This window comes from Corynebacterium otitidis ATCC 51513 (assembly GCF_000296405.1).
Lineage (GTDB): Bacteria > Actinomycetota > Actinomycetes > Mycobacteriales > Mycobacteriaceae > Corynebacterium > Corynebacterium otitidis.
Map to the genome: position 1 here is coordinate 266,208 of NZ_JH815192.1, position 21,513 is coordinate 287,720.

The 21,513-nt window shown below is 72.6% G+C and carries 18 protein-coding genes, 1 pseudogene and 1 CRISPR repeat array; of the genes and pseudogenes, 3 read left to right on the forward strand and 16 right to left on the reverse strand.

Annotated features, from left to right (window positions below):
• Positions 1–5: 5 nt before the first annotated feature.
• Genes HMPREF9719_RS01180 through lspA form a run of 3 tightly spaced genes read right to left on the reverse strand, consistent with a single transcriptional unit; the run spans position 6 to position 2,031 of the window.
• Positions 6–593 carry a hypothetical protein gene (locus tag HMPREF9719_RS01180; protein ID WP_004600128.1) on the reverse strand — a complete coding sequence of 196 codons (588 nt, stop codon included), beginning with the start codon at positions 591–593 and terminating at the stop codon, positions 6–8.
• Positions 590–1,513: an RluA family pseudouridine synthase gene (locus tag HMPREF9719_RS01185; protein WP_004600129.1), complete on the reverse strand. Its 924-nt coding sequence runs from the start codon at positions 1,511–1,513 to the stop codon at positions 590–592. Before HMPREF9719_RS01185 ends, HMPREF9719_RS01180 begins: the two co-directional genes overlap by 4 nt.
• Positions 1,514–1,515: 2 nt before the next feature.
• Complete coding sequence (gene lspA, locus HMPREF9719_RS01190) at positions 1,516–2,031, reverse strand: signal peptidase II (RefSeq protein WP_004600130.1); 516 nt, start codon at positions 2,029–2,031, stop codon at positions 1,516–1,518.
• Positions 2,032–2,156: 125 nt separating this feature from the next.
• On the opposite strand from lspA, the gene HMPREF9719_RS01195 reads away from it, so the two are divergent.
• The gene (locus tag HMPREF9719_RS01195) at positions 2,157–3,155 is read left to right on the forward strand and encodes a hypothetical protein (RefSeq protein WP_004600131.1); all 999 of its coding nucleotides are present in this window, start codon (positions 2,157–2,159) and stop codon (positions 3,153–3,155) included.
• Between the two features lie 97 nt (positions 3,156–3,252).
• On the opposite strand, the gene HMPREF9719_RS01200 is transcribed toward HMPREF9719_RS01195, so the two are convergent.
• On the reverse strand, positions 3,253–3,744 hold the full coding sequence (locus tag HMPREF9719_RS01200; protein WP_004600132.1) for a hypothetical protein: 492 nt from the start codon (positions 3,742–3,744) through the stop codon (positions 3,253–3,255).
• A 223-nt stretch (positions 3,745–3,967) separates the two neighbouring features.
• Between HMPREF9719_RS01200 and HMPREF9719_RS01205 the strand changes: the two genes are divergently transcribed.
• Together HMPREF9719_RS01205 and HMPREF9719_RS01210 are read left to right on the forward strand one after the other, a co-directional pair.
• The gene (locus HMPREF9719_RS01205) at positions 3,968–4,885 is read left to right on the forward strand and encodes an asparaginase domain-containing protein (RefSeq protein ID WP_004600133.1); all 918 of its coding nucleotides are present in this window, start codon (positions 3,968–3,970) and stop codon (positions 4,883–4,885) included.
• 112 nt (positions 4,886–4,997) lie between these two features.
• The gene (locus HMPREF9719_RS01210; RefSeq protein WP_004600134.1) at positions 4,998–5,687 is read left to right on the forward strand and encodes an alpha-ketoglutarate-dependent dioxygenase AlkB; all 690 of its coding nucleotides are present in this window, start codon (positions 4,998–5,000) and stop codon (positions 5,685–5,687) included.
• Positions 5,688–5,878: 191 nt separating this feature from the next.
• Positions 5,879–6,455: a CRISPR direct-repeat array (repeat unit 28 nt; unit sequence GTCCTCCCCGCGCCAGCGGGGATGAGCC).
• Positions 6,456–6,518: 63 nt separating this feature from the next.
• On the opposite strand, the gene HMPREF9719_RS01215 is transcribed toward HMPREF9719_RS01210, so the two are convergent.
• From HMPREF9719_RS01215 to HMPREF9719_RS09755, 12 genes and pseudogenes are all read right to left on the reverse strand, one after another.
• Positions 6,519–8,003, reverse strand: coding sequence for a DNA polymerase IV (locus HMPREF9719_RS01215; protein WP_004600135.1), 1,485 nt, complete (start codon positions 8,001–8,003; stop codon positions 6,519–6,521).
• Positions 8,004–8,054: 51 nt separating this feature from the next.
• Positions 8,055–11,246, reverse strand: a complete 3,192-nt coding sequence (gene ileS / locus HMPREF9719_RS01220; RefSeq protein WP_004600136.1) for an isoleucine--tRNA ligase — start codon at positions 11,244–11,246, stop codon at positions 8,055–8,057.
• A gap of 438 nt (positions 11,247–11,684) precedes the next feature.
• Positions 11,685–12,380, reverse strand: coding sequence for a hypothetical protein (locus HMPREF9719_RS01225; protein ID WP_004600137.1), 696 nt, complete (start codon positions 12,378–12,380; stop codon positions 11,685–11,687).
• Between the two features lie 241 nt (positions 12,381–12,621).
• Positions 12,622–13,488 (reverse strand): DivIVA-like cell division protein Wag31, encoded by an 867-nt coding sequence (gene wag31, locus HMPREF9719_RS01230; RefSeq protein ID WP_004600138.1) that lies wholly within the window; start codon positions 13,486–13,488, stop codon positions 12,622–12,624.
• A gap of 505 nt (positions 13,489–13,993) precedes the next feature.
• Complete coding sequence (locus HMPREF9719_RS01235; RefSeq protein ID WP_004600139.1) at positions 13,994–14,284, reverse strand: YggT family protein; 291 nt, start codon at positions 14,282–14,284, stop codon at positions 13,994–13,996.
• Between the two features lie 112 nt (positions 14,285–14,396).
• On the reverse strand, positions 14,397–14,855 hold the full coding sequence (locus HMPREF9719_RS01240; RefSeq protein ID WP_004600140.1) for a cell division protein SepF: 459 nt from the start codon (positions 14,853–14,855) through the stop codon (positions 14,397–14,399).
• 86 nt (positions 14,856–14,941) lie between these two features.
• The gene (locus HMPREF9719_RS01245) at positions 14,942–15,721 is read right to left on the reverse strand and encodes a YggS family pyridoxal phosphate-dependent enzyme (protein WP_004600141.1); all 780 of its coding nucleotides are present in this window, start codon (positions 15,719–15,721) and stop codon (positions 14,942–14,944) included.
• Between the two features lie 62 nt (positions 15,722–15,783).
• Complete coding sequence (pgeF, locus tag HMPREF9719_RS01250; protein ID WP_004600142.1) at positions 15,784–16,524, reverse strand: peptidoglycan editing factor PgeF; 741 nt, start codon at positions 16,522–16,524, stop codon at positions 15,784–15,786.
• A 105-nt stretch (positions 16,525–16,629) separates the two neighbouring features.
• Positions 16,630–17,856: a cell division protein FtsZ gene (ftsZ, locus tag HMPREF9719_RS01255; RefSeq protein ID WP_004600143.1), complete on the reverse strand. Its 1,227-nt coding sequence runs from the start codon at positions 17,854–17,856 to the stop codon at positions 16,630–16,632.
• A gap of 267 nt (positions 17,857–18,123) precedes the next feature.
• Positions 18,124–18,798: a cell division protein FtsQ/DivIB gene (locus HMPREF9719_RS01260; protein WP_004600144.1), complete on the reverse strand. Its 675-nt coding sequence runs from the start codon at positions 18,796–18,798 to the stop codon at positions 18,124–18,126.
• A 4-nt stretch (positions 18,799–18,802) separates the two neighbouring features.
• Entirely contained in the window at positions 18,803–20,248 is a 1,446-nt protein-coding gene (gene murC, locus HMPREF9719_RS09750) for a UDP-N-acetylmuramate--L-alanine ligase (protein WP_051001400.1), read from the reverse strand.
• Positions 20,249–20,371: 123 nt separating this feature from the next.
• Positions 20,372–21,409 (reverse strand): annotated as a pseudogene (locus HMPREF9719_RS09755) (UDP-N-acetylglucosamine--N-acetylmuramyl-(pentapeptide) pyrophosphoryl-undecaprenol N-acetylglucosamine transferase); the annotation flags it as partial.
• Positions 21,410–21,513: the final 104 nt, after the last annotated feature.

Here is a 21,513-nt window from a genome sequence, read left to right on the forward strand (position 1 = left end):
TCTCGCTAGCCGGCCCACGCGCCCGAGGGCGACGCGGTCGAGGAGCTGGGCACCTCCACGGAGCGGGTGCCGAAGGTCCCCCACGCCGCATCCGGCGGCAGGACCTCGACGGTCGCGACCGCGGGGTCGCGCGCGAGCTTGCGCAGCGACTCGCCGGTGTCGTAGACCACCACCCCGGAGATCTCCTCCGGCAGGCCGAGGCGCTCGAGCTCGCGGCTAAAGACGTCCGAGCGGTCCTCGCCGTCGACGGGCTCGGGCACGTCGTGCGGGGCGATGGGGCCGAGCGTGATCGCGCTGATGCGCTCGATATCGGAGAGCGCCTCGGCGGCCTCGTCCGCGTCGAGCGGCTCGGCGAACGTCACGAGCCCGAAGGCCGCCTCCGTGGCGGGCGCCGCGGAGAGGCTCTGCTCGGCGCGGGCCTCGTACTCGGTGAAGGTCTCCCCGGTCTCCTGGCCGAGGGTGTCGCCGTTGTTCTGGGCCGCCGGCTCGTCGCCCTGCGTCGCGAACGCGAACACGAGGACGATCGCGAAGATCGCGAGGACGACCGAGTAGAAGACGGTCAGCCAGTTTCTTGGCCTGTCGTGTTTGCTCACGCCGCCACCCTCCTTAGGGCCTCCTCGAGATCCGCCGGGTAGGGCGCCTCGACCTCGACCCAGCGGCCGTCGCCCGGGTGGGTGAAGCCCAGCCGGCGGGCGTGCAGCCACTGCCGGTTGAGCCCCAGCCGCTCGGCGAGCACCGGGTCCGAGCCGTACATCGGATCCCCGCAGCAGGGGTGGTTGATCGCGGACATGTGCACCCTGATCTGGTGCGTGCGCCCGGTCTTCAGGCTCACCTCGAGGAGCGTGGCCTCGGGGAAGGCCTCGATGGTGCGGTAGCTCGTCACCGCGCGCTTCCCCTCGCTCGTCACGGCGAACTTCCAGCCCGCCTTAGGGTGCCTGCCGATCGCGGCGTCGATCGTGCCGCTGAACGGGTCGGGGTGGCCCTGGACGAGCGCGTGATAGGTCTTCTCCACCGTGCGCTCCTTGAACGCGCGCTTGAGGCTCGAGTAGGCGCGCGTGGAGGCGGCGACGACCATCACCCCGGAGGTGCCGACGTCGAGGCGCTGGACGATGCCGTTGCGCTCCGGGGGGCCGGCCGGGGCGACCGCCACGCCGAGCGCGGCGAGCCCGCCGAGCACGGTGGGGCCCTCCCAGCCGACGGTGGGGTGCGCGGCGACGCCGACGGGCTTGTTGACGCACACGACGTCCTGGTCAGCGAAGATCACCTCGAGCCCGTCGACCTCCTGCGGGGTGGGCCTGGGCGGGGCCTTGGGCTCGGGCAGGGTGACCACGAGGGTGGCGGCCTCGGGGAGGCGCGCGGACTTGCCGACGGCCTCCCCGTCGAGGAGCACCCCGCCGGCGGCGGCGATCTCCGCGGCGGCGCTGCGCGAGAGCCCCAAAAGCTTCGCCACACCCGCGTCGACGCGCATGCCGGCGAGCCCCTCGGGCACGGGAACGGTACGAGTCTTCGCCATCGTTACTTGTGCACCTGCTCCTTTCCCTCCTCGGCGGGCCGGCCGGGCTCGGGCTCGCCGCCGCCCGGCTCTCCTTCAAAGATCATCGCCGCGAGGAACACGACCACGCCCACGGTGATCGCCGAGTCGGCGAGGTTGAAGATCGCGAAATTGCCCACCGAGACGAAGTCCACGACGTGGCCGAGGAAGAAGCCCGGCTCGCGGAACAGCCGGTCGATGAGGTTGCCCAGCGCGCCGCCCGCGATGAGCGCGAGCCCCACCGCCTGGCCGGCGTGGCGGATCCGAAACGACACGACGGCGATGACGACGACGAACGCGAGCTGGATGAGGCTGAAGAGCCACGTGTAATCCTCCCCGAGGGAGAACGCCGCGCCCGAGTTGAACACGAGCCGAAGCCGGAACCAGTCGCCGATGAGCGGCACGGTCTCCCCGGGCTCGAGGTTCGCGAGCACCGCGGCCTTGCTCGCCTGGTCGGCGACCGCCACGGCGATCCCGATCACGGCCATGAGCGCGGGCATCGAAACGCGTCTTTTCGTCACGGGCCCTATCTTCTCGCATCGTTACCCCGGATAGCCACTAGCCCCGCCGGCGCACCTGGCCCGGGCCGGGCTCGGGCGCGGGGTGGTGCGGTAGGTTTGGGCCCGTGAACCCGCGAAACCTCCAGCGCGCCGCCCGCGCCGTCGCGGCCGTGGGCCTCGCCGCGGCGCTCGCCGCCGGCTGCGCCGACGAGCCCGACGACGCCCCGGCGACCGACGAGGCGGTGCGCCTCGACGTCGACCCCACCCGCGTCATGCTCCACGACGAGGGCGAGACCCCCGGCGAGATCCTCACCTTCCTCGACCACTCGGAGGACGCCAGCGGCACCGGGAAGGTGCGCGTGGGGCGCGGCTTCGACCAGGAGGTGCGCCCGGGTGCGGACGCCGACCCCGCTCCCCCGTCGGGCCTGCCGGACGGCCTCGTCGACCACGAGCGCTTGGAGCTCGACTGGTCCTCGGGTCCGGCGGACACCGCGGATCCCGGGGAGCAGGCCGACGAGCGGGAGGTGACCTACCGCGGCGCCGCGGGCGGCGACGTCGCCGAGGGCTTCGAGCTCACCGCGCGCACGACGACGAGCGGGGAGCTCATCGAGGTCGCGCTCGCCGCGCCGGAGGAGGCCGACGACACCGACCGGCTCGCCGCGGAGGACGCGCTGCTCACCTGGCTGAGCCTGCCGGTCGTCTTCCCCGACCAGCCCGTCGGGGTGGGCGCGCGCTGGTCGGTGGACTCGCGGGTCGCCGGCGAGGAGAGCCTCCTGCAGACCACGACGTACACCCTGGTCAGCCACGACGGCGACGACGTGGAGCTCGACGTCGACGTCGAGCAGCGGCCTGCCCTGGGCGCCCTGCAGATCGGCCGAGCCCCCGCCGGCGGGGGCTCCGAGGCCGGGGAGATCGGCGACGTCGAGGAGCTCGAGGAGGAGTCGCTCGAGGTGCAGAGCTCCCGCACGACCGCCTCGGGGCGGCTGTCGCTCAACCTCGCCGCGCCGCTGCCCACCGCGGGCGAGGTGCGCTACACCACCCGGGTGGTCTACGGCGGCGAGGAGGAGCTCGCCGTCGTCCAGGACGCGGAGACCCGCCTCGCCTTCGGCCCCGACGCCGAGTAGCGCCGTACAAGGCCGATCGCCACAAAAAGACGACGCCCGCCGCCGCCCGAGTGAACGGGCGCGCGGCGGGCGTCGCTTCTCTCGCCTAGAGGCGCGGCTACTTGCTGCAGGCCTCGGGGGCCTCGCCCTCGGGGGCGAGGTCGATGAGCCAGGCGCACGCCCACGACGCGGCGAGCTTCCAGTCGCCGTTGTCGTCGCGGACGAACTGCACGGCCTCGGCGCGCTGCGTCTCGTCCTCGCCGACGTGGATGGTGATGTCGACGACCGCGACCTGCGGGTCCTCGCCGTGCTCCACGGGGCCGGTGACCTCGAAGCGGACGTCCTGCTCGGCGATCTCGTCGCCCAGCGCCTCGAGCGCCGCGGCGTCAATGTCCGAGCCCTCGATGTAGTCGGCGCGCTCCTCGGCCGGGGTGTCCGGGTTCGCGAGCCGGTCGACCACCCACGCGAGCTCGTCGACGTTGGGAAGCGGCACCTGGCTCGTCGTCGTGGTCGCCTCGCTGGCCTGCTCGGCCGGCTCGTCGCCGCCGCAGCCGGCGAGCCCCACCGCGAGCGAGAGGGCGGCGCCCGCCGCCGCGATCCTGCGCATCATCGATCCACCACTCCTTGGCTTAACGAAGGTTGGGCGGCCAGCGCTCGGCGGCCGGCCGCGTCCTGCTCAGCCGCCCAGGATACGGCCCCGCGCCGCGCGATACCATCGAGGCCCACCCGCGCCGCGCGCCCGGGACACCGCCGGCCGCGCCGCGACGGCGCGCCGAGGGCCCCACAATCGCGCCCGCGGCGCGACCCCGGGAGCAGAGGAAACGAGGAGCACCATGGCCGAGCCACACGTCGCCCTGATCACCACCGGCGGCACCATCGCGTGCACCGCCACCGACTCCGGGGCGCTTGAGCCGACGCGCAGCGCGGAGGAGCTTCTCGCCTCCGCTCCCCGGCTCCCCGAGCTTGCCATCCGGCCCCGCGAGGCGGGCCTCCTCGACTCCGCGGCCATGGGTTTTGCAGAGATCGACGCCCTCGGCGACGCCGTCGACGAGGCGCTCGCCGACGACGCTTGTGTGGGCGTGGTCGTCACCCACGGCACCGACACCATGGAGGAGACCGCGCTCGCCCTCGAGCTGCGGCGACGCGACGACCGACCGGTCGTGCTTACCGGCGCGATGCGCCCCGCCGACCACCCCGAGCCCGACGGTCCGGGCAACCTCGCCGATGCGCTCGCGCTGGCGGCCGGCGGGGCCACCCGCCCCGGGGTGACGATCGCGGTCGCGGGCCGGGAACTGCCCGCCTTCGGCACCGTCAAGCACGACGCGGCAGCCGTCGATGCGTTCCGCCACCGCGGCGGGGAGCTTCCCCGCCGGCTCCCCGGGGTGCGCCTCGCCGGGGTCGACGTGCGCGTCGTCGCCGCGTACCCCGGCACGCCCTCCGCTGTCGTCGACGCCGCCGCACGCGGCGCGGACGGCCTCGTCGTCGAGGCGCTCGGCGCGGGCAACGTCGGCCCGCGGGCCGCCGAGGGCCTCAAGCGGGCGCTGAGGTCAGGGGCCCCGGTGGTGATCAGCACCCGCGCGGCCGCCGGCCCGGTGGCGCTCGCCTACGGGGGCGCGGGCGGCGGCGCAGGGCTGGCCGACCTCGGGGCGATCGGCTCGGGCGTGCTGCGCGCCGGCCAGGCCCGAGTGCTGCTCGCCGCGGCGCTGGCCGCCGGCGTGGCGCCGGCTAGCATGTTTGGGCAGGAAGGCTAGCCGCCGCGACGAGGCACCCCGGCGGCTTGGGCCGGTCGCGGCCGCGCCCGCGCGCCAGACGGACCGGGACGGACGGCGCGGCGAGAAGACCCGCAGTGAGGAGGCGAGCAGCGTGGCCACGCTCTTCGACGACGAGGGCCTCGACCGCCCCGTCCGCGAGGTCATCCCCGGCGTCGTGCACCTGCCCGGGTTCCTTAGCCTCGAGGAGTCCCGCGCGCTCGTCGAGCAGGCCCGCGGCCTCGCCCGGCAGGTCGCCGGCACCCCCACGGCGATGGTCCGCCCCGAGGTGGGGGCGGGCCAGATGAGCGTCTATATCCTCTCGCTCGGCTACCACTGGCAGACCAAGCCCTACCGCTACGTCCGCTCGGTCGACGGCGCCCGGGTCCCCGCCCTGCCCGAGAACTACCAGGGCCTCGTCGACCGGGTCCTCGACCGGGCCGCGGCGGTGAGCGACGAGCTCTCCCCCTGGCGCGGCCGGATGCGCGCCGAGACCGCGCTCGTGAACTTCTACCCGCCCGGCTCCCACATGGGCATGCACGTCGACGGGAACGAGGAGTCCGGCGCGCCGGTGGTGTCGCTCTCGATCGGGCAGTCGGCGCTCTTCCGGATGGGCAACCCCGACAACCGGGGCCGCCCCTACCGGGACGTGTCGCTGCTCTCCGGGGACGCGATCGTCTTCGGCGGCCCGGCGCGCCGCAACTACCACGGCATCCCCGCGGTGCAGCCCGGCACCACCCCGGAGGGCTGCGGGCTCAAGGACGGCCGCATCAACATCACGATCCGCGAGGTCGACCCGCACTGACCGCAAGCCCATCCGCCGAGACCGAATCCATGCGGCGTACCTGACCGCAAGGCCGTACTTCGAGTAGTAGTGCATCATCCTTCCCTGACAATCAGCGGAGGGCGCCGCGGCGTGCTAGGTTTCCTACCAAGGGCTCGACCAAGTTGATTGTTTTTGGGCACCTGGCACTACAACGACGCAGGTCATCAAGTGTCCTCCCCGCGCCAGCGGGGATGAGCCCGCCATCGTGAACGGCTTCTCCCCAGAGAAATCGTCCTCCCCGCGCCAGCGGGGATGAGCCGTAGATCTCGTTCGGGTACGGGTGCCGCGAGAAGTCCTCCCCGCGCCAGCGGGGATGAGCCTGATCGGCACCCGGCGCGCCCCGGCCTTAGTTTGTCCTCCCCGCGCCAGCGGGGATGAGCCCGACCAGAAGAGAACCATCGCCACCCTCATCGCGTCCTCCCCGCGCCAGCGGGGATGAGCCTCCGGCGATCTTGGCGTTCGACGTGAACTGGAGGTCCTCCCCGCGCCAGCGGGGATGAGCCCTCTGTATGGCATGACGTCGCGACTGTAAACCTGTCCTCCCCGCGCCAGCGGGGATGAGCCGAAAGACGACCGGCCGTCCTGGGAGCGGTACGAGTCCTCCCCGCGCCAGCGGGGATGAGCCTTGGGTGGAGGGCCGCGTTTGGCTTGAATGTGGGGCCTCCCCGCACCAGCGGGGATGAGCCGGAGTACCCGGCGTGGTGGCGTGCGGTGAGCGTGTCCGCCCCGCGCCAGCGGGGATTCAGCTCCATCGTCGTTGCTTCTTGTGTATGCACAGAAGCGTCATGGTGATGAACACGGCGATCGGAGTCAGCGCATGCCACCACCCGGGTCGTTTCCCTCTGGCTCGATCGGGTCGCGCGCAGCGAGCCAGTCGTCCCAGTCCAGGCTGTCGAGTGGGTCCGCCGGCTCAAGGTCAGGATCATCGTCGGGGAAGGTGCGCGTCACCGACCGGGTGGTGGTACGGGTCTCGAAGCGGACGGTGACCCGGCCGTGGCCCGAGCCCTGCACCCAGCCGTGGCCGTGATCGGGGTGGGACACGTCCTGGGTGTTGAGCCAGCGCGGGCCGTTGCTCGCGGCGGTGTCCGGGGCGTGCTGCTGCGGTGGCGCGACGGGGGCGGCCTCGTCGCCGGTGACGAGCGGTCCGCTCACCCCGACTTCGAGGTCGTCGGGCTCCTCCTCCGGGGTGTGGAGGTGGCTCGTGACCGCGAGGTCGAGGTCCGGGAAGAGGCTGTCCTGCCGGGCCTCCTCGAGTCCCGCGAAGCCCACCCCGACGAGCCGGATGGGCCCCACCTCGTCGGGGTAGCGCACCAGCTGCTTCGCCGCGGCGAGCAGAGTTTCGAAGCTGTCAGTGGCGCTCGGCAGCGTGCCCGAGCGCGAGGAGACCTTGAAGTCCGCGAGGCGGAGCTTCACCGTGACCGTACGCGCGCCCCGCCCGTCGCGCTGGAGGCGCCTGAACGCGGCGCGGGCCGCGTCGTCCACGGCGTCGTCGACGGCCCGGCGGTCGACGAGGTCGCGCTCGAAGGTGCGCTCCGCGGAGACCTGCTTCGCCTCAGCCGGAGGTTCGACGGGGCGGTCGTCGTGGCCGCGGGCGAGCTCCCAGAGCTGCCCGCCCACCGAGGTGCCGACGATCTCCTTAGCCTCGCGGCGGGTGAGCGCCGCGAACTGGCCGATGGTCTCGATGCCGGCGGCATTGAGCGCGCCGCGGGTGACCGGGCCGACGCCCCAGAGCTTCCCCACCGGCATCTCGGCGAGCCACTCGCGCTCCTCGTCCTTGGCGACGACGAGCGCACCGTCGGGCTTGGCCTCCCCGGAGCCGATCTTGGCGATCTGCTTGCCGGAGCCCGCCCCCACCGAGGCCGCGAGCCCGGTCTCGTCCTTGATCTCCTGGCGCAGCTCGTCGATGAAGCGGCGCACCGTGTCCTCGTCGGCGCCCTGGATCTCCTCGGGCTCGAGGTAGGCCTCGTCGATGGAGAGCCGCTCGATGACGTCGACCCGGCGGGCGACGACCTCGAAGACGCGCGCGGAGGCCGCCTGGTAGACCGCGCGCCTGGGGCGCACGACGACGGCGGCGAAGCCGACGCGCTCCTTGGCCTGGTGCATGGGCATCGCCGAGCGGGCGCCGAAGGCGCGCGCCTCGTAGGAGGCGCCGGCGACGACGCCGCGGCCACTCGCGCCGCCGACGAGGACGGGGCGGCCGCGCAGGCCGGGCCGGGTGAGCTGCTCGCAGGACGCGTAGAACGCGTCCATGTCGATGTGCAGCACCCAGCGCTGCCCGCGGTTCGCCTCGGCCATTCCTTTCCGTCCCCGTCGCGGTCGACTACAGGCCCGTGCCCGAGCGGCTAGCTAGGCGCGCTCGAGGCGGGCGGTGACGCCCTCGACGACGTCGTGGCCGCCCTCGAGGGGCTTCGTGGTGACGTCGAAGGAGGTGGCGAGCACCTCCCCGGCGATGAAGCCCGCGTGGGTGAGCGCGCGGGACTCCGAGCCCTGCGGCACCGAGAGCGTCACCGTGATGCGGTCGGTGACGTCGAAGCCGGAGGCCTTGCGCGCGTCCTGGAGGCCGCGCACGACGTCGGCGGCCCAGCCCTCGTCCTCGAGCTCCTCGGTGGTCTCGGTGTCGAGGACGACGAGCCCGTCGCGCGAGCCGATGCGCGCGGTGGAGTCGGGGTCGGCGGCGACGAGCCGCTCGGTGAACTCGTCGTCGGTGAGCTCCACGCCGGCGGCGCTCACGCCGGCGTCGGTGCGCTCGTAGTCGCCGGCCTTGACGGCGCGGATGACCTCCTGGACCTTGCCGCCGAGCCTGGGGCCGGCGACCTTGGCGTTGACGACGACCTCGAAGCGGCCGACGGCGGCGACGTCGTCGGTGAGCTCGACGTCCTTGACGTTGACCTCGTCGCGCACGATGCCGATGAGGTCGGTGAGCTCCTCCGCGTCGGCAAGGGCGACGGTGAGCTTCGGCAGGGGCAGGCGGTTGCGCAGCTTGTGGGCCTTGCGGATGGACGAGGCCGCGGAGCACACGTCGCGCACCGCGTCCATGCGGGCAACGAGCCCCGGGTCGGCGGGCAGGTCGCCGGGCTCGGGGTAGTCGGTGAGGTGCACCGAGCGCCCGCCGGTGAGCCCGCGCCACACCGCCTCGGAGACGAGCGGCAAAAGCGGCGCGACGACGCGGCAGAGGGTCTCGAGCACGGTGTAGAGCGTGTTGAAGGCCTCGGGGTGGGCGTCGTCGCCGGCCCAGAAGCGGTCGCGGGAGCGGCGCACGTACCAGTTGGTGAGCGCGTCGCAGAACCAGCGCACCTCGTCGCAGGCGCGGGCGATCTCCGTGGCGTCGAGCGCGTCGGTGACGTTCTCGACGAGCTCGCGGAGCTTCGCGAGGATGTAGCGGTCGAGCACGTTGGTCGAGTCGGTCGACCAGGTCGCCTCCTTCGACGCGTAGAGCTTTAAGAAGCTGTACGAGTTCCAGATGGGAAGCAGCGCCTGGCGCACGCCCTCGCGGATGCCGCGCTCGGTGACGATGAGGTTGCCGCCGCGCAGGATCGGGGAGCTCATGAGGAACCAGCGCATCGCGTCCGAGCCGTCGCGGTCGAAGACCTCGTTGACGTCCGGGAAGTTGCGCTTCGACTTCGACATCTTCAGCCCGTCGTCGCCGAGCACGATTCCGTGGGCGACGACCTTCTTGAACGCCTCGCGGTCGAAGAGCGCGACGGAGAGCACGTGGAGCAGGTAGAACCAGCCGCGGGTCTGGCCGATGTACTCGACGATGAAGTCGGCCGGGGCGTGCTTCTCGAACCACTCCTTGTTCTCGAAGGGGTAGTGCCACTGGGCGAACGGCATGGAGCCGGAGTCGAACCACACATCCAGCACGTCGGGCACGCGCCGCATCGTCGACTTGCCGGTCGGGTCGTCGGGGTTGGGCCGGGTGAGCTCGTCGATGTAGGGCCGGTGCAGCGACTTCGGCCGGCGCCCGAAGTCGCGCTCGAGCTCCTCGAGGGAGCCGTAGACGTCGACGCGCGGGTAGTTCTCGTCGTCGGAGACCCACACCGGGATCGGGGAGCCCCAGTAGCGCGAGCGGGAGATGTTCCAGTCGCGGGCGCCCTCGAGCCAGCGGCCGAACTGCCCGTCGCGGACGTGCTCGGGGATCCAGTCGATGTTGTCGTGGTTGGTCTCGACCATGCGCTCGCGGAACTTCGTCACGGAGACGAACCAGCTGGGCAGCGCCATGTAGATGAGCGGCTCCCCGGAGCGCCACGAGTGCGGGTAGGCGTGCTCGATGGTCTGGTGGCGCAGCACCCGGCCGCGCGCCTTGAGGTCGCGGATGATGTCCTTGTTCGCATCGAAGACGAGCTGTCCCTCGTAGTCGGGCACGAGCGAGGTGAACTTGCCGTCCATGTCGACGGGGATGACGGGCTCGATGCCGTACTCGCGGCACGTGTCCATGTCCTCCTCACCGAAGGCGGGCGCCTGGTGGACCACGCCGGTGCCGTCCTCGGTGGTGACGTAGTCGGCGTTGAGCACCCGGAAGGCGCCCTCGTCCTTGCGGTCGGCGAAGAAGCCGAAGACGGGCTCGTAGCGTAGCCCCTCGAGCTCACGGCCGGAGAGCCTGGCGACGACCGTCGGCTCCTCGCCGAGCTCCTTGGCGTAGGAGCCAAGGAGCGTCTCGGCCAGCAGGAGCCTCTCGCCGCGGAACTCCTCGAGCCCGTCGTCGGCGACCTCGACGACGACGTAGTCGACGTCGGGGTGCACCGCGAGCGCGAGGTTGCTCGGCAGGGTCCACGGCGTCGTCGTCCACGCGATGAGCGAGGCTCCGGAAAGCTCCGGGTGCTCGGCGAGCGCCTTCTCGGCCGAGCTGCCCTCGTCGGCGCCCGCGACCGGCAGCGTGACCGTGAGGGTGGGGTCCTGGCGGTTCTTGTAGGAGTCGTCGAGGCGGGTCTCCTGGTTAGAGAGCGGGGTGTGCTCGGCCCACGAGTAGGGCAGCACGCGGAAGCCCTGGTAGACGAGCCCCATGTCGTAGAGCTTCTTGAACGCCCAGATCACGGACTCGACGTAGGTCTCGTCCATGGTCTTGTAGCCGTTGTCGAAGTCCACCCAGCGCGCCTGGCGGGTGACGTAGTCGCGCCACTCGTCGCGGTAGCGCAAGACCGACTTCGCGCAGTACTCGTTGAACTCCGCGAGCCCCATGGCCTCGACGTCGCCCTTGTCCTTGATGCCGAGCTGCTTCTCCGCCTCGAGCTCCGCCGGCAGGCCGTGGGTGTCCCAGCCGAAGACGCGCGGCACATGATACCCGCGCATCGTCTTGTAGCGCGGCACGATGTCCTTGACGTAGCCGGTAAGCAGGTGGCCGTAGTGCGGCAGCCCGTTGGCGAACGGCGGGCCGTCGTAGAAGACGTACTCCGGGGCGCCCTCGCGGTTGTCGAGCGAGGCCTTGAAGGTGTCGTCCTTCTCCCAGTAGTCGAGGACCTGCTCCTCGATCTTGGCGAACTCCTCGTTGCCGCCGGTGAGGTCGACGCGGGGATACACCCGCCCGGTGTTGTTGCTAGTCACTTGCGCTCGTATCCCTTTCCCTGACGTGACGCATATTCGCTCATCGTTCACGTGCAGGGACGCGCCACAGGCGCGAGTCGCAAGACCTGCGAGTCGCGGGCGCGCGGTACCACCCCGCTTGCCCATCCGGTCGATCCGCGGAGACCGCAAACCGGCTCGCATGGGCCGCTTCGTTCACCGCGGCGCGGCAGGGGCTCACTCCCCTATTCCGTGCTCGCGGCTGCCGGGGCTGTGTCGGGCCCCGCCCCGTCCGGTTCTACTGGGAGCGGGGTGCAAGAAGGCGCCCCGCCCGGTTCTTCCGGATGGCTCCCCGGTGATGGCCGGATCGCTGCCAATAAAGCCCGGCCCGCCTCCCCGCCGCCCTTGGCGATCGGGGCCGAGTAGTCGTTGGCGGGCCCGCTCGGTTGCCGAGTATAGCCCGGAGGGTTCCCCGCGGCGTTAGTCGCGGGGCTCGTCCTCGACCTGCGGCAGCTCGGAGGTCGTCGCGGTGCTCGGGGTGTCGCCCTCCTCGTCGCGCGGGTCCTCCCCGTCGCGGTCGCCGTCGGCGTCCTCGTCGCTGTCGGAGTCGGTCCCGTCGCCGTTATCGCCGTCGGCGACGGCGTCGTCCTCGTGGGGCTCGTCGGCGCCCTCGGGGTCCTCGCCGAGGAGCACCTCGGCCTGCTCGGTGTCGCCACGGGGCCGGTCGTCCTCGCCCTCCTCGAGCTCCGCGAACTCCTCGGCAACCTCGTCCTCGCCCTCGTCGCCGCCCGGCTCGCCGTCGCCGTCCCCGGCCTCGGGGTCGGAGTCCTCGACATCGCCCTCAGCGTCGGAGGCCTCCTCGGCCTCGTCGTCGGCGCCCGCGTAGGCGTACTCGGCCTCGTCCTGCTCCCCGTCCTCGGCCGGGGCCTCGTCGTCCCAGTACTCGTCGTCGCCGTCGTCGTACTCGGCGTACTCGGCGTCGTCCTCGTGCTCCTCGGCCTCGCGGCGCTCGCGGCGCTGCCTGATCGTCGTCACGGCGTCGATGATGAGCAGCACGATGGCCACGGCGATGAGCGCGAGCATGATCCACACGAGGCTCGGGGTGTTGGTCAACAGGACAGCCAGAAACAGCCCCAGCGACACGATCGTCAGGGCGATAATCGCGATCATCATCATGGCTGTAGACACTCCTCGGGTCGGTGGCGGGCGGGCGCAAGCGCCCCATCATAGCGGCCGCGCCGGCCGGGCCGCTCCCGGCCGACCGCCGCGCGAAACATAGCTCTCATCTTATGCGCGTGCGGGGCGGCGGCGCCCGGGGACGACTGCGCCCCGCCAGCGCGCGCTGGCGGGGCGGGTGCCACGCGGGTCGCGTCGGCCCGCCCGTCCACGCGGGCGGGGCGCTGCGCCCTGCTAGAAGCTAGCGGCGGTTGTCCGGCGCGGAGGAGGGCGACTCCTCGAGCTCCTCGAGCTGGTTCTCGAGGAGGGTCTTCAGGCGGGTGCGGTACTCGCGCTCGAAGGTGCGCAGCTCCGCGATGCGGGACTCGAGAGCGGACTGCTGCTGGCGCACGGTCGCCATGATCTCGGAGTGCTTGCGCTCGGCGTCGTCCTTGAGGTCCTGGGCCTGGCGCTCGGCGTCGGAGACCGCCTTGTCGGCGCGCTGCTGCGCCTCGGAGACGAGACGGTCGGACTCGCTCTGCGCGTCGCGCACCAGCGAGTCGGCGCGCTGCTCGGCGTCGGTGACCTGGCGCTCGGCGGACTGGCGGGCCTCCTCGAGGAGGGAGCGGGACTCCTCCTCGGCCTCGCGGGTGACGCGGTCGGCCATCTCCTGGGCCATGCCGAGCACCTTCGCGGCCTGGACGTTCGGCTCGGAGGAGGGGGCGGCGTTCGCGGCGGCCGCGCCGGCGGCGGCCTGGCTCGCGCCCTGGGTGGATGCGGCGGACTTCGCGTTGTCGGCCTCCTCGCGGGCGGAGCGGGCGTCGGCCTCGGCCTTCTCCTGGGCGCGGCGCGCGGACTGGAGCTGCTGCTCGTACTCGCCGCGCACCTGCTCCTCGATCTCGCGGCGCAGCTGCGCCTCGTCGACCTCGGGCGCCGCGGCAGAGCCCGCCGCGGGGGCCTGGGACGCGCCCGAGCCCGAGCGGAGCTCCTCGTTCTCCTCCTGAAGCTGAGTGAGGGTGTCCTCAACGAGATCGAGGAACTGGTCCACTTCGTCCTCGTTGTAGCCCCGCTTGCCGATCGGGGGCTTACTGAACGCGACATTGTGGACGTCGGCTGGCGTAAGCGGCATTAGCATTCCCTTCGAATTGTTTGCCCCATATCCGGGTCCGGTCTGTACGAGTATCGAACACGCGCCATGTGGGCCGTCTCGCGGCGTCGCCGGGAGGAACTCTTCCGTCCTCCCTCGGCCGCTCGTCAGGCCGTCACGGTGGACGAGACGAACAGTATCGTGAACACAGGGTACCTATATTCTCTTGCTGCTGGCAGCGAACCGGCCCGCGTGTCGAGGCTCTTTACCAAATTAAAGAGCCCCTCCGAGCGCCGGCCCGGCCGCGGGGGCCGGCGCCGTTGGACTCCCGGGCGCCCGCTGCCCGCCCCGCCGGGGCGTCGGGCCGGGGCCGCGCCGTGTGGCTTTCAGGCCGTCTCGCCTCGCGGCGAGGTGGGCGCGGGCCCTCCCCTACCAGAGGATTGTACTCCCCAGCTTTCACTAGTGTATACGCGGTTACACTCCAGGCACCCTCCACCCCAGCCGCAGCGCGCGCCCCGCGCGGACCGGAGTCCACCGCCCCGGGCGCCTAGATGAGGATCGCCGTGACGATGAGGGTGAGGACCTGGAGGATGAAGAACAGCACGAGCACGCTCAGGTCGAGCGCGACGTTGCCCAGGTTCAGCGGCGGGATGACCCGCCGAAGCAGCCGCACCGGCGGGTCGGTGACGACGAAGATCGGCTCGGCGATGACGATGACCCAACGCGGCGGGCGCGGGTTGCGCCCGAAGCTGAAAATCATCTCGAAGATGATCCGCGCGATCAGCAGGAGGGTGTAGACCCGCAGGACGATGAGAAGGACCTCTCCGATAACGCTCACGGTCCCTCACCCTACCGATAGTTTCGCCCCGGCCCCGAACCCGGGGCTTCAGCGACGCGAGCGCCCCTCGCGTTTCGCGAGGGGCGCGGCCTTCCGGAATAAGGTTCCGGGTTTAGAGGGAGCGCAGGGCGCGCTCGACGGCCTCGTCGTCGACGATGGCGTCGGCCGGGACGATGCGGAACACGCGCGGGCGCATCTTCTGCATGCCCGCGTGCAGCGCGAAGCACGCGCCGGCGGCGAAGTCGATGATGCGCTTGGCCTCGTCGTGCGGCATCCCGGAGAGGTCGAAGACGACGACCTCGCCGCGGCGCACGGGCTCGCCGACGCGGGTGGCCTCGGCATACGAGGTCACGGCGACGGCGCGCACCCGGCTGGGCGCGGCGTAGTCGGGCTCGAAGGAGCGGGACTCGCGGCGCTCGGGGCGGCGGCGCTCGTCCTCGAAGGAGCCGCGCTCGCGCTCGGGGGCGCGGCCGCGCTCCTCGTAGCGCTCGTCGTCGAAGTACTCGTCCTCGGGCACGTCCTCGAGCGGCGCGAGCCCGAAGAACTCCTTGGTCTTCGTGATGATCGACATGGTGGCCTTCCTGTTTCGCTCCCGGGCGTCGTGGTTGCTTAGCTCCCGCGGGCTCTCTCCGCGGGGCGGTCTTGGGGCTTGACCCCCTAGGCTACGGGGCGCGGCCCGAAGATCGCGGTACCGACACGCACGATGTCGCTGCCCGCCGCGATCGCCTCCGTGAGATCGGCGGTCATCCCCGCCGAGAGCACGAGGTTTCGCCCGAGGCGCTCGCCCTCGCGGTCGGCGATCGCGCGGGCGCGGTCGAAGACCTCCTTCGGGTCGGAATCGAGCGGCGGCACGCACATCACGCCCGCGGCGGCGAGGTGCTCGGCCGCCTCGAGCGCGTCGAGCACCGCGGGGAGGTCCTCCTCGGTAGCACCCCCGCGGGAGGTGTCCCCGTCCGCGCTGAGCTGCACGAGGCAGGGAACGACCCCGTCGGCGGCGAAGGGGCCGAGCGCCCCGCCGGGCGCGGTGGCGCTCCGGTCGCCGCGCTCGAGGGCGAGGGCGACGCCGTGGTCGAGCTTCTCCGCGAGCCGCACCGAGTCGACGGAGTGGACGGCCGCGGCCCAGCGGGCCACGGAGTTGGCCTTCTTCGTCTGGATCTGGCCGATCATGTGGAACGCCGCCTCGGGCACCTCGGCGGCCTTGTCGCGGGCCTCCTGGTCGCGGTTCTCCCCGAGGTCCGTGACCCCGAGCCGCGTGATGGCCCGGGCTGCGGCGGCGGGGTGGAACTTCGAGACCGGCAGCAGGTCGACGCCGCCCGGCTCGCGGCCGGCGGCGCGCTCGGCATCGGCGATCTCGGCGCGGACGCTCTCGAGCCGCGCGCTCAGCGCGGCCTCGTCGACGGCCTCTCGGTCCTCGGGCTCTCGGTTGGTCTCGGGCATCGGTGGTGGTCCTTCCGCGGGTTGCTGCTGTATCCGGTTTCGGAGTCCTTATTGGTTTTTGCTTAGGCGCCGGTGAGCCACACGACGCCGGCCTGCCGACCGGTTTCGCCCTCCCTGCGGTGGGAGAAGAGCGACTCGGTGGCAATGGTGTCGACTCTGCTGCGCTGGATCGCCTCGACGCCCAAGCCCCGCAGCTGCCGCTCGAGGCCGGCGCGCAGGTCGAGCCCCGGGGTGCCCTTGCACGTCTCGCAGCGGGAGCCCGGGAGCCTCGCCTCGACGTCGGCGGCCATGTCTGCGGGCACCTCGTAGCTCTCCCCGCCGGCTGCGGGCCCGAGCTGCGCGAGGATGTTCTCGGGCTTCGCGCCGAGCTCGACCATCTGCTCGACGGTGCGCGCGACGATCCCGTTTCTCGCGCCGAGCCGCCCGGCGTGGGCGGCGGCGACGACCCCGGCAGCAGCGTCGGCGAGGAGCACCGGCACGCAGTCGGCGACGAGCACCGCGAGCGCGAGCCTGGGCGTCGTCGTGACGAGCGCGTCGGTGGCGGGCACGGGCCCGTCGTGGGGCCCGTCGACGACGGTGACGGTCGGCGAATGGATCTGCTCCATCCACACGAGCCGCCCCTCCTCTAAGCCGATGACCTCGGCGAGGCGGGCGCGGTTGCGCTCGACGGCGTCCGGGTCGTCGCCGACGTGCGCGGCGAGGTTGAACGAGTCATAAGCGCCGGCGGAGTGCCCGCCGGCGCGGCTGGTGAACACGCTGCGCACGGGGCGCTTCTCGGTGGGGGCGGACATGGTCCCCAGCATAGCGCCGCCGGCCGGGGTCACTCCCCCGGCCGGCGGCGGTGGGCGCTGGATTCACGACCGTGTACTGGCCGGCCCGCGGCGCCCGCGCGGGCTCGTTATCGGGCTCTACAGGAAGCCCGGCACGTCGAGGTCGTCGTCGCCGTCGTCGCGGCGCGCGCGGCGCGGCGGCTGGCCGTAGTCCTCGCGGCGGGAGCGGCGCGGCTCCTCGCGCCGACCGGGGGAGGTGAACAGCCCGTCGCCGCGGCGCGGCTCGGCGGGGCGCTCCTCCTCGAGGCGGTGGCGCGGCTCGGGATCGCGCTCCTCGGAGACCTCGCGGGCGTCGAAAAGGCTGCCGCGGGGCGACTCGGGCTGGGTGGGCTGGCCGTCCTCGGCGGGCACGGCGTTGCCCTCCGCGTCGAAGCCGGTGGCGATGATCGTGACGCGCACCTCGTCGCCGAGGTTGTCGTCGACGATGGTGCCGAAGATGAGGTTGACGTCCTCGTCGGCCTTCTCCTCGACCATGGAGGCGGCCTCGTTGACCTCCATGAGGCCCAGGTCGGAGCCGCCCGCGACGGAGAAGAGCACCCCGGTCGCGCCCTCCATCGTGGACTCGAGCAGCGGGGAGTTGATGGCCTGCTCAGCGGCGGACATGACCCGGTCCTCCCCGGAGGCGGTGCCCACGCCCATGAGCGCGGAGCCGGCCTCCGCCATGACGGAGCGCACGTCCGCGAAGTCGACGTTGATCACACCCGGGGTGGTGATGAGGTCGGTGATGCCCTGCACGCCGTTGTGGAGGACGGCGTCGGCGGCGCGGAACGCCTCCATCATCGAGATCTTCTCGTCGCCCAGCTGGAGCAGCCGGTCGTTGGGGATGACGATGACGGTGTCGCAGACCTCCTTGAGCTTGTCGATGCCGTTCTCGGCGTTGCGGGTGCGCCGGCGGCCCTCGAACTTGAACGGGCGGGTCACGACGCCGATGGTGAGCGCGCCCATCTTCTTCGCAATCCCCGCGACAACCGGGGCGGCGCCCGTGCCGGTACCGCCGCCCTCCCCGGCGGTGACGAAGACCATGTCCGCGCCCTTCAAGGACTCCTCGATCTCCGACTTGTTGTCCTCGGCGGAGGCCTCGCCGACGTCGGGGTTCGCGCCGGCGCCCAGCCCGCGGGTGGCCTCGCGGCCGATGTCGAGCTTGACGTCCGCGTCGGAGAACATCAGGGCCTGCGAGTCGGTGTTCACCGCGATGAACTCGACACCCTTGAGGCCCTCCTCGATCATCCGGTTCACCGCGTTGACGCCGCCGCCGCCGACGCCGACCACCTTGATGACGGCGAGGTAGTTGTTCGGAGAGGTCATGCTGGGTTCTCTCGCCTTCCCTTGACTGCGTTTATCGGTTCGTTCTTAGTGTTGCGTCGCCGCCCGGCCCGGCGGCCCCGCTAAAGCCCGGGGCCGCCCGCGCCGCGCCCGGGCCCACGCGGCGGGCCGGGTATGGCCGTATCGCGTATCGCCATCCATAGTGCGCGACGCCGGGCCCGCCGCGGGAGATATCCCCCGCGGCGTGTCGGACCTTAAAGCCCTACTTGAGCCCGTCGGCGCTGGTCGCGGGCCCGCGGCCGGGCCGGGCTACTCGGGCTGCTCCTCGGGCGGCGGGCCCGCCTCCCCGATGCGGGAGACGAGCTCCGGGTTGGAGATGTCCCACCGCTCGCCGGGCTGGGCGAGCACGACCCGTAGCGCGCGTGCCTTCTTGCCGTTGTCCTCCGAGGCGCCCCAGAAGACCTCCCGGCCGTCGTGGGTGCCGAGCAGGATCTCCGCGGACGAGGGCGCCTCGGCGAAGGCGACCTGGCCGCGGGTCTCCGGGTCGATCTCTGCGAGCGCCTCGACGACGGCGCGCCTGGCGTCCTCGCCCGCCTCGCCGCGCAGCTCGACCGCGCCCTCGGGCGGCTCGCCGGTGGCGAAGGTCTCGCCCTCGGCGTCGATGAGCTCGTCGCCCGCGTGCGCGACGGCGACGTGCTCGACGAGCTCGAGACGCACCGTGGACGGCAGGCTGCGCGAGACGCTCGCCTCCTCCACCCAATCGAGCTCCGCGAGCCGGCGCGCGGCCTCGGTGGTGTCGACGCGCACGATGTTCATGCCCTCGCGCACGCCGCTCGCCTCGACGGCCTCGTCCGCGGAGACCTGAGCGTTGCCCTCGACCTCGACGGCCTTGACCGTCATGACGGGCGCGAAGTACACGAGCGCGCCGAGCGCGGCGAGGATCGCGAGCAGCCCGCAGACGACGGCGACGACGGTGCGCTTCATGGCCCTAGCCCCGCCCCTCGAGCGCCTCGAGGATCGGCGCGGCGAGTCTCGTCACCGAGCCCGCGCCCATGGTGAGAACGACGTCGCGCCCCCCGACCCGCGCCGCGACGGTCTCGGCGGCGCGGTCGAAGTCCGGCTCGAAGACGACGGGGGTCTCCGGGTGGCGGGACTCGACTAAGTCGGTGATGGTCTTGCCGCTGATACCCTCGACCGGCTTCTCGCGGGCGCCGAAGACGTCGAGGACGACGAGCTCGTCCGCCGCGGCGAGCGCGTCGGCGAAGGCCTCGGCGAACTCGCGGGTGCGGGAGTAGAGGTGCGGCTGGAAGCAGCACACGACCTTCGCGCCGCGGCGGGCGGCCTGCTCGCGCGCCGCCGCGAGCACCGCGGCGACCTCCGTGGGGTGGTGGGCGTAGTCGTCGACGACGGTCGCGCCGTCGGCCGGGCCGCCGCCCACCGTGCCGCGCACGTCGAAGCGGCGGCGCACCCCCTCGTACTCGGTGAGCCCGGCGACCAGCGGGGCGGTGCAGCCCCCTGCGAGCCGGCCCGCGACGAGCGCCGCGAGCGCGTTGAGCGCCATGTGCGTGCCCGGTACCCGCAGAGCGAGCTCGAGGGGCTCCTCCCCGGCGCCCTCGGCGGCGGGCCCCAGCAGGGCGACCGTCACCCGGCTGCCCGTGGCGGTCGCCTCGACGGAGTCGATGCGCCCGGCGGCGGGGATGCCGGGGTTCGCCTCGATCGCCTCGGCGGTGCCGTAGGCCGCGACCGACACCCCGCGGGCGCGGGCCCGCCCGGCGAGGGCGGCGGCGCCCGGGTCGTCGAGGCAGGCCACGAGGTGCCCGCCGGGGGTGATCGTCTCGACGAAGCGGTCGAAGACCTCGACGTACTTCTCCTTCGTGCCGAAGAAGTCGAGGTGGTCGGGCTCGACGGTGGTCACCACCGCGATGTCGGGCCGGTAACACAGAAGCGAGGCGTCCGACTCGTCGGCCTCGGCGACGAACGCCTCGCCGGCGTCGTTTCCGGCGCCCTCCCCGCCGTTGGTGAGCCGCCCGCCGATCGCGAAGGAGGGGCGAAGGCCGGCGCGGCGAAACGCCGTGACCGCCATCGACGTCGTCGAGGTCTTGCCGTGGGTGCCGGCGATGAGCACCTGGCGGTGGCCTCGCATGAGCTCGGCTAAGAGCTCGGAGCGGCGGATGACGGGGATGCCGCGCTTTCGCGCCTCGACGAGCTCGGGGTTGTCCTCGGGGATCGCCTTGAACGACGTGACCACCACGGTGGGCGCGGCGCCGGAGAGCTCGAGGTTGTCGGCGTCGTGCTCGGCGGCGACGAGCGCGCCCGCCTCCTTCAGGGAGTCGATGGTCTCGCCGGTGGCGGGGTCCGAGCCGGAGACCGCCGAGCCGCGCGCGAGCAGGATGTGCGCGAGCCCCGACATGCCGGCCCCGCCGATGCCGACCATGTGCACACGGCTCAAGTCCACGCGCCCCTCGTCGGCCGCCTCCTCGGGGAGTCGGCCGGCCTTCCTCGCGTCCTCGACGACGCGGGTGGCGATCGCGAGCGCCGCGGAGCCGTCGGCCTCGCGGCTGGCGGCCTTCTTCATGCGCCCGTAGCGCGCGGCGTCCTGGGTGAGCTGGAGGACGTGCTCGGAAAGGGTCGTCGGGTCGAGCTCGGCGTCGTCGATAAGCTCCGCGGCGCCGGCCTCGACGGCGGGCGCGGCGTTGAGGCCCTGCTCGCCGTTGCCGTGCGGCAGCGGCACGTAGAGCGCCGGCAGCCCGGCGGCCGTGACCTCGGCGACGGTCATGGCGCCGCAACGGCACACCACGAGGTCCGCGATGCCGTAGGCGGCCTGCATGTCCTCGATATAGGGCACCGGCACGTAGCCCTCGCGGGGTTCGGGCGCCTCGTTCTTCTTGCCGTAGGCGTGGAGCACCTGGACGCCCGCGCCGAGTATCGCGTCCAGCGCCCCGGCGAGCGCGGTGTTGATAGAGCGGGCCCCCTGGGAGCCGCCGGTGACGAGCACGGTGGCCTTCGCCGGGTCGAGCGGCCAGAGCTCCCCGCCGCGGCGCGCCGCCGCGGCCCTGACCGAGCGGTCGGCGAGCTCCTCGCGGATGGGGATGCCCACCCGCTCGCCGTCGATGCCGCAGCCGTCAATGGCGGTGAAGCCGGTGCCGCCGAGCCGCATGCCGAGCTTGTTGGCGATGCCCGCCTTGGCGTTGGCCTCGTGCACGTAGATCGCCACACCCTCGCGCCTGGCGGCGAGGTACGCGGGCGCGGCGACGTAGCCGCCGAAGCCCACGACCGCGTCGGCCTCGACGTCGCGCAGCACCTTGCGGGCCTGGGTCACCGCGCGGCCGACCTTCGCCGGCAGGGTGAAGAGCTTGAGCGAGGGCTTGCGCGGCACGGGCACCGGGTCGATGAGCCGAAGGTCGACGCCGCGGGCGGGCACGATGTCGCGCTCAAGCCCGCGGGTCGTGCCGAGCGCGGTGACCCGGGCTCGGAAGCGGCGCTCGAGGGCCTCGGCGACGGCGAGCGCCGGCTCGATGTGCCCCGCGGTTCCCCCTCCGGCGACCACCACGGACAGCAGGCGCGTCGATGAAGCTGCACGGGACGTATTCGGCATGAGTGTGGAGTTCTCCCTGGTCGACTGGCCGGTCTAGCGGCGGGGGTAGCTGCCCCGCCGGCCGGCGCCGGCGGCCGCCGGCGAGCTCGCGCGGCGGCGCCTGG

Coding starts and splice junctions, on each gene's coding strand:
- HMPREF9719_RS01185 (WP_004600129.1), bottom strand. CDS start 1,513: ATGGCGAAGACTCGTACCGTTCCCGTGCCCGAGGGGCTCGCCGGCATG.
- lspA (WP_004600130.1), bottom strand. CDS start 2,031: ATGCCCGCGCTCATGGCCGTGATCGGGATCGCCGTGGCGGTCGCCGAC.
- HMPREF9719_RS01200 (WP_004600132.1), bottom strand. CDS start 3,744: ATGATGCGCAGGATCGCGGCGGCGGGCGCCGCCCTCTCGCTCGCGGTG.
- HMPREF9719_RS01205 (WP_004600133.1), top strand. CDS start 3,968: ATGGCCGAGCCACACGTCGCCCTGATCACCACCGGCGGCACCATCGCG.
- HMPREF9719_RS01215 (WP_004600135.1), bottom strand. CDS start 8,003: ATGGCCGAGGCGAACCGCGGGCAGCGCTGGGTGCTGCACATCGACATG.
- HMPREF9719_RS01225 (WP_004600137.1), bottom strand. CDS start 12,380: ATGATGATGATCGCGATTATCGCCCTGACGATCGTGTCGCTGGGGCTG.
- wag31 (WP_004600138.1), bottom strand. CDS start 13,488: ATGCCGCTTACGCCAGCCGACGTCCACAATGTCGCGTTCAGTAAGCCC.
- HMPREF9719_RS01240 (WP_004600140.1), bottom strand. CDS start 14,855: ATGTCGATCATCACGAAGACCAAGGAGTTCTTCGGGCTCGCGCCGCTC.
- HMPREF9719_RS01245 (WP_004600141.1), bottom strand. CDS start 15,721: ATGCCCGAGACCAACCGAGAGCCCGAGGACCGAGAGGCCGTCGACGAG.
- pgeF (WP_004600142.1), bottom strand. CDS start 16,524: ATGCTGGGGACCATGTCCGCCCCCACCGAGAAGCGCCCCGTGCGCAGC.
- ftsZ (WP_004600143.1), bottom strand. CDS start 17,856: ATGACCTCTCCGAACAACTACCTCGCCGTCATCAAGGTGGTCGGCGTC.
- HMPREF9719_RS01260 (WP_004600144.1), bottom strand. CDS start 18,798: ATGAAGCGCACCGTCGTCGCCGTCGTCTGCGGGCTGCTCGCGATCCTC.
- murC (WP_051001400.1), bottom strand. CDS start 20,248: ATGGTCGGCATCGGCGGGGCCGGCATGTCGGGGCTCGCGCACATCCTG.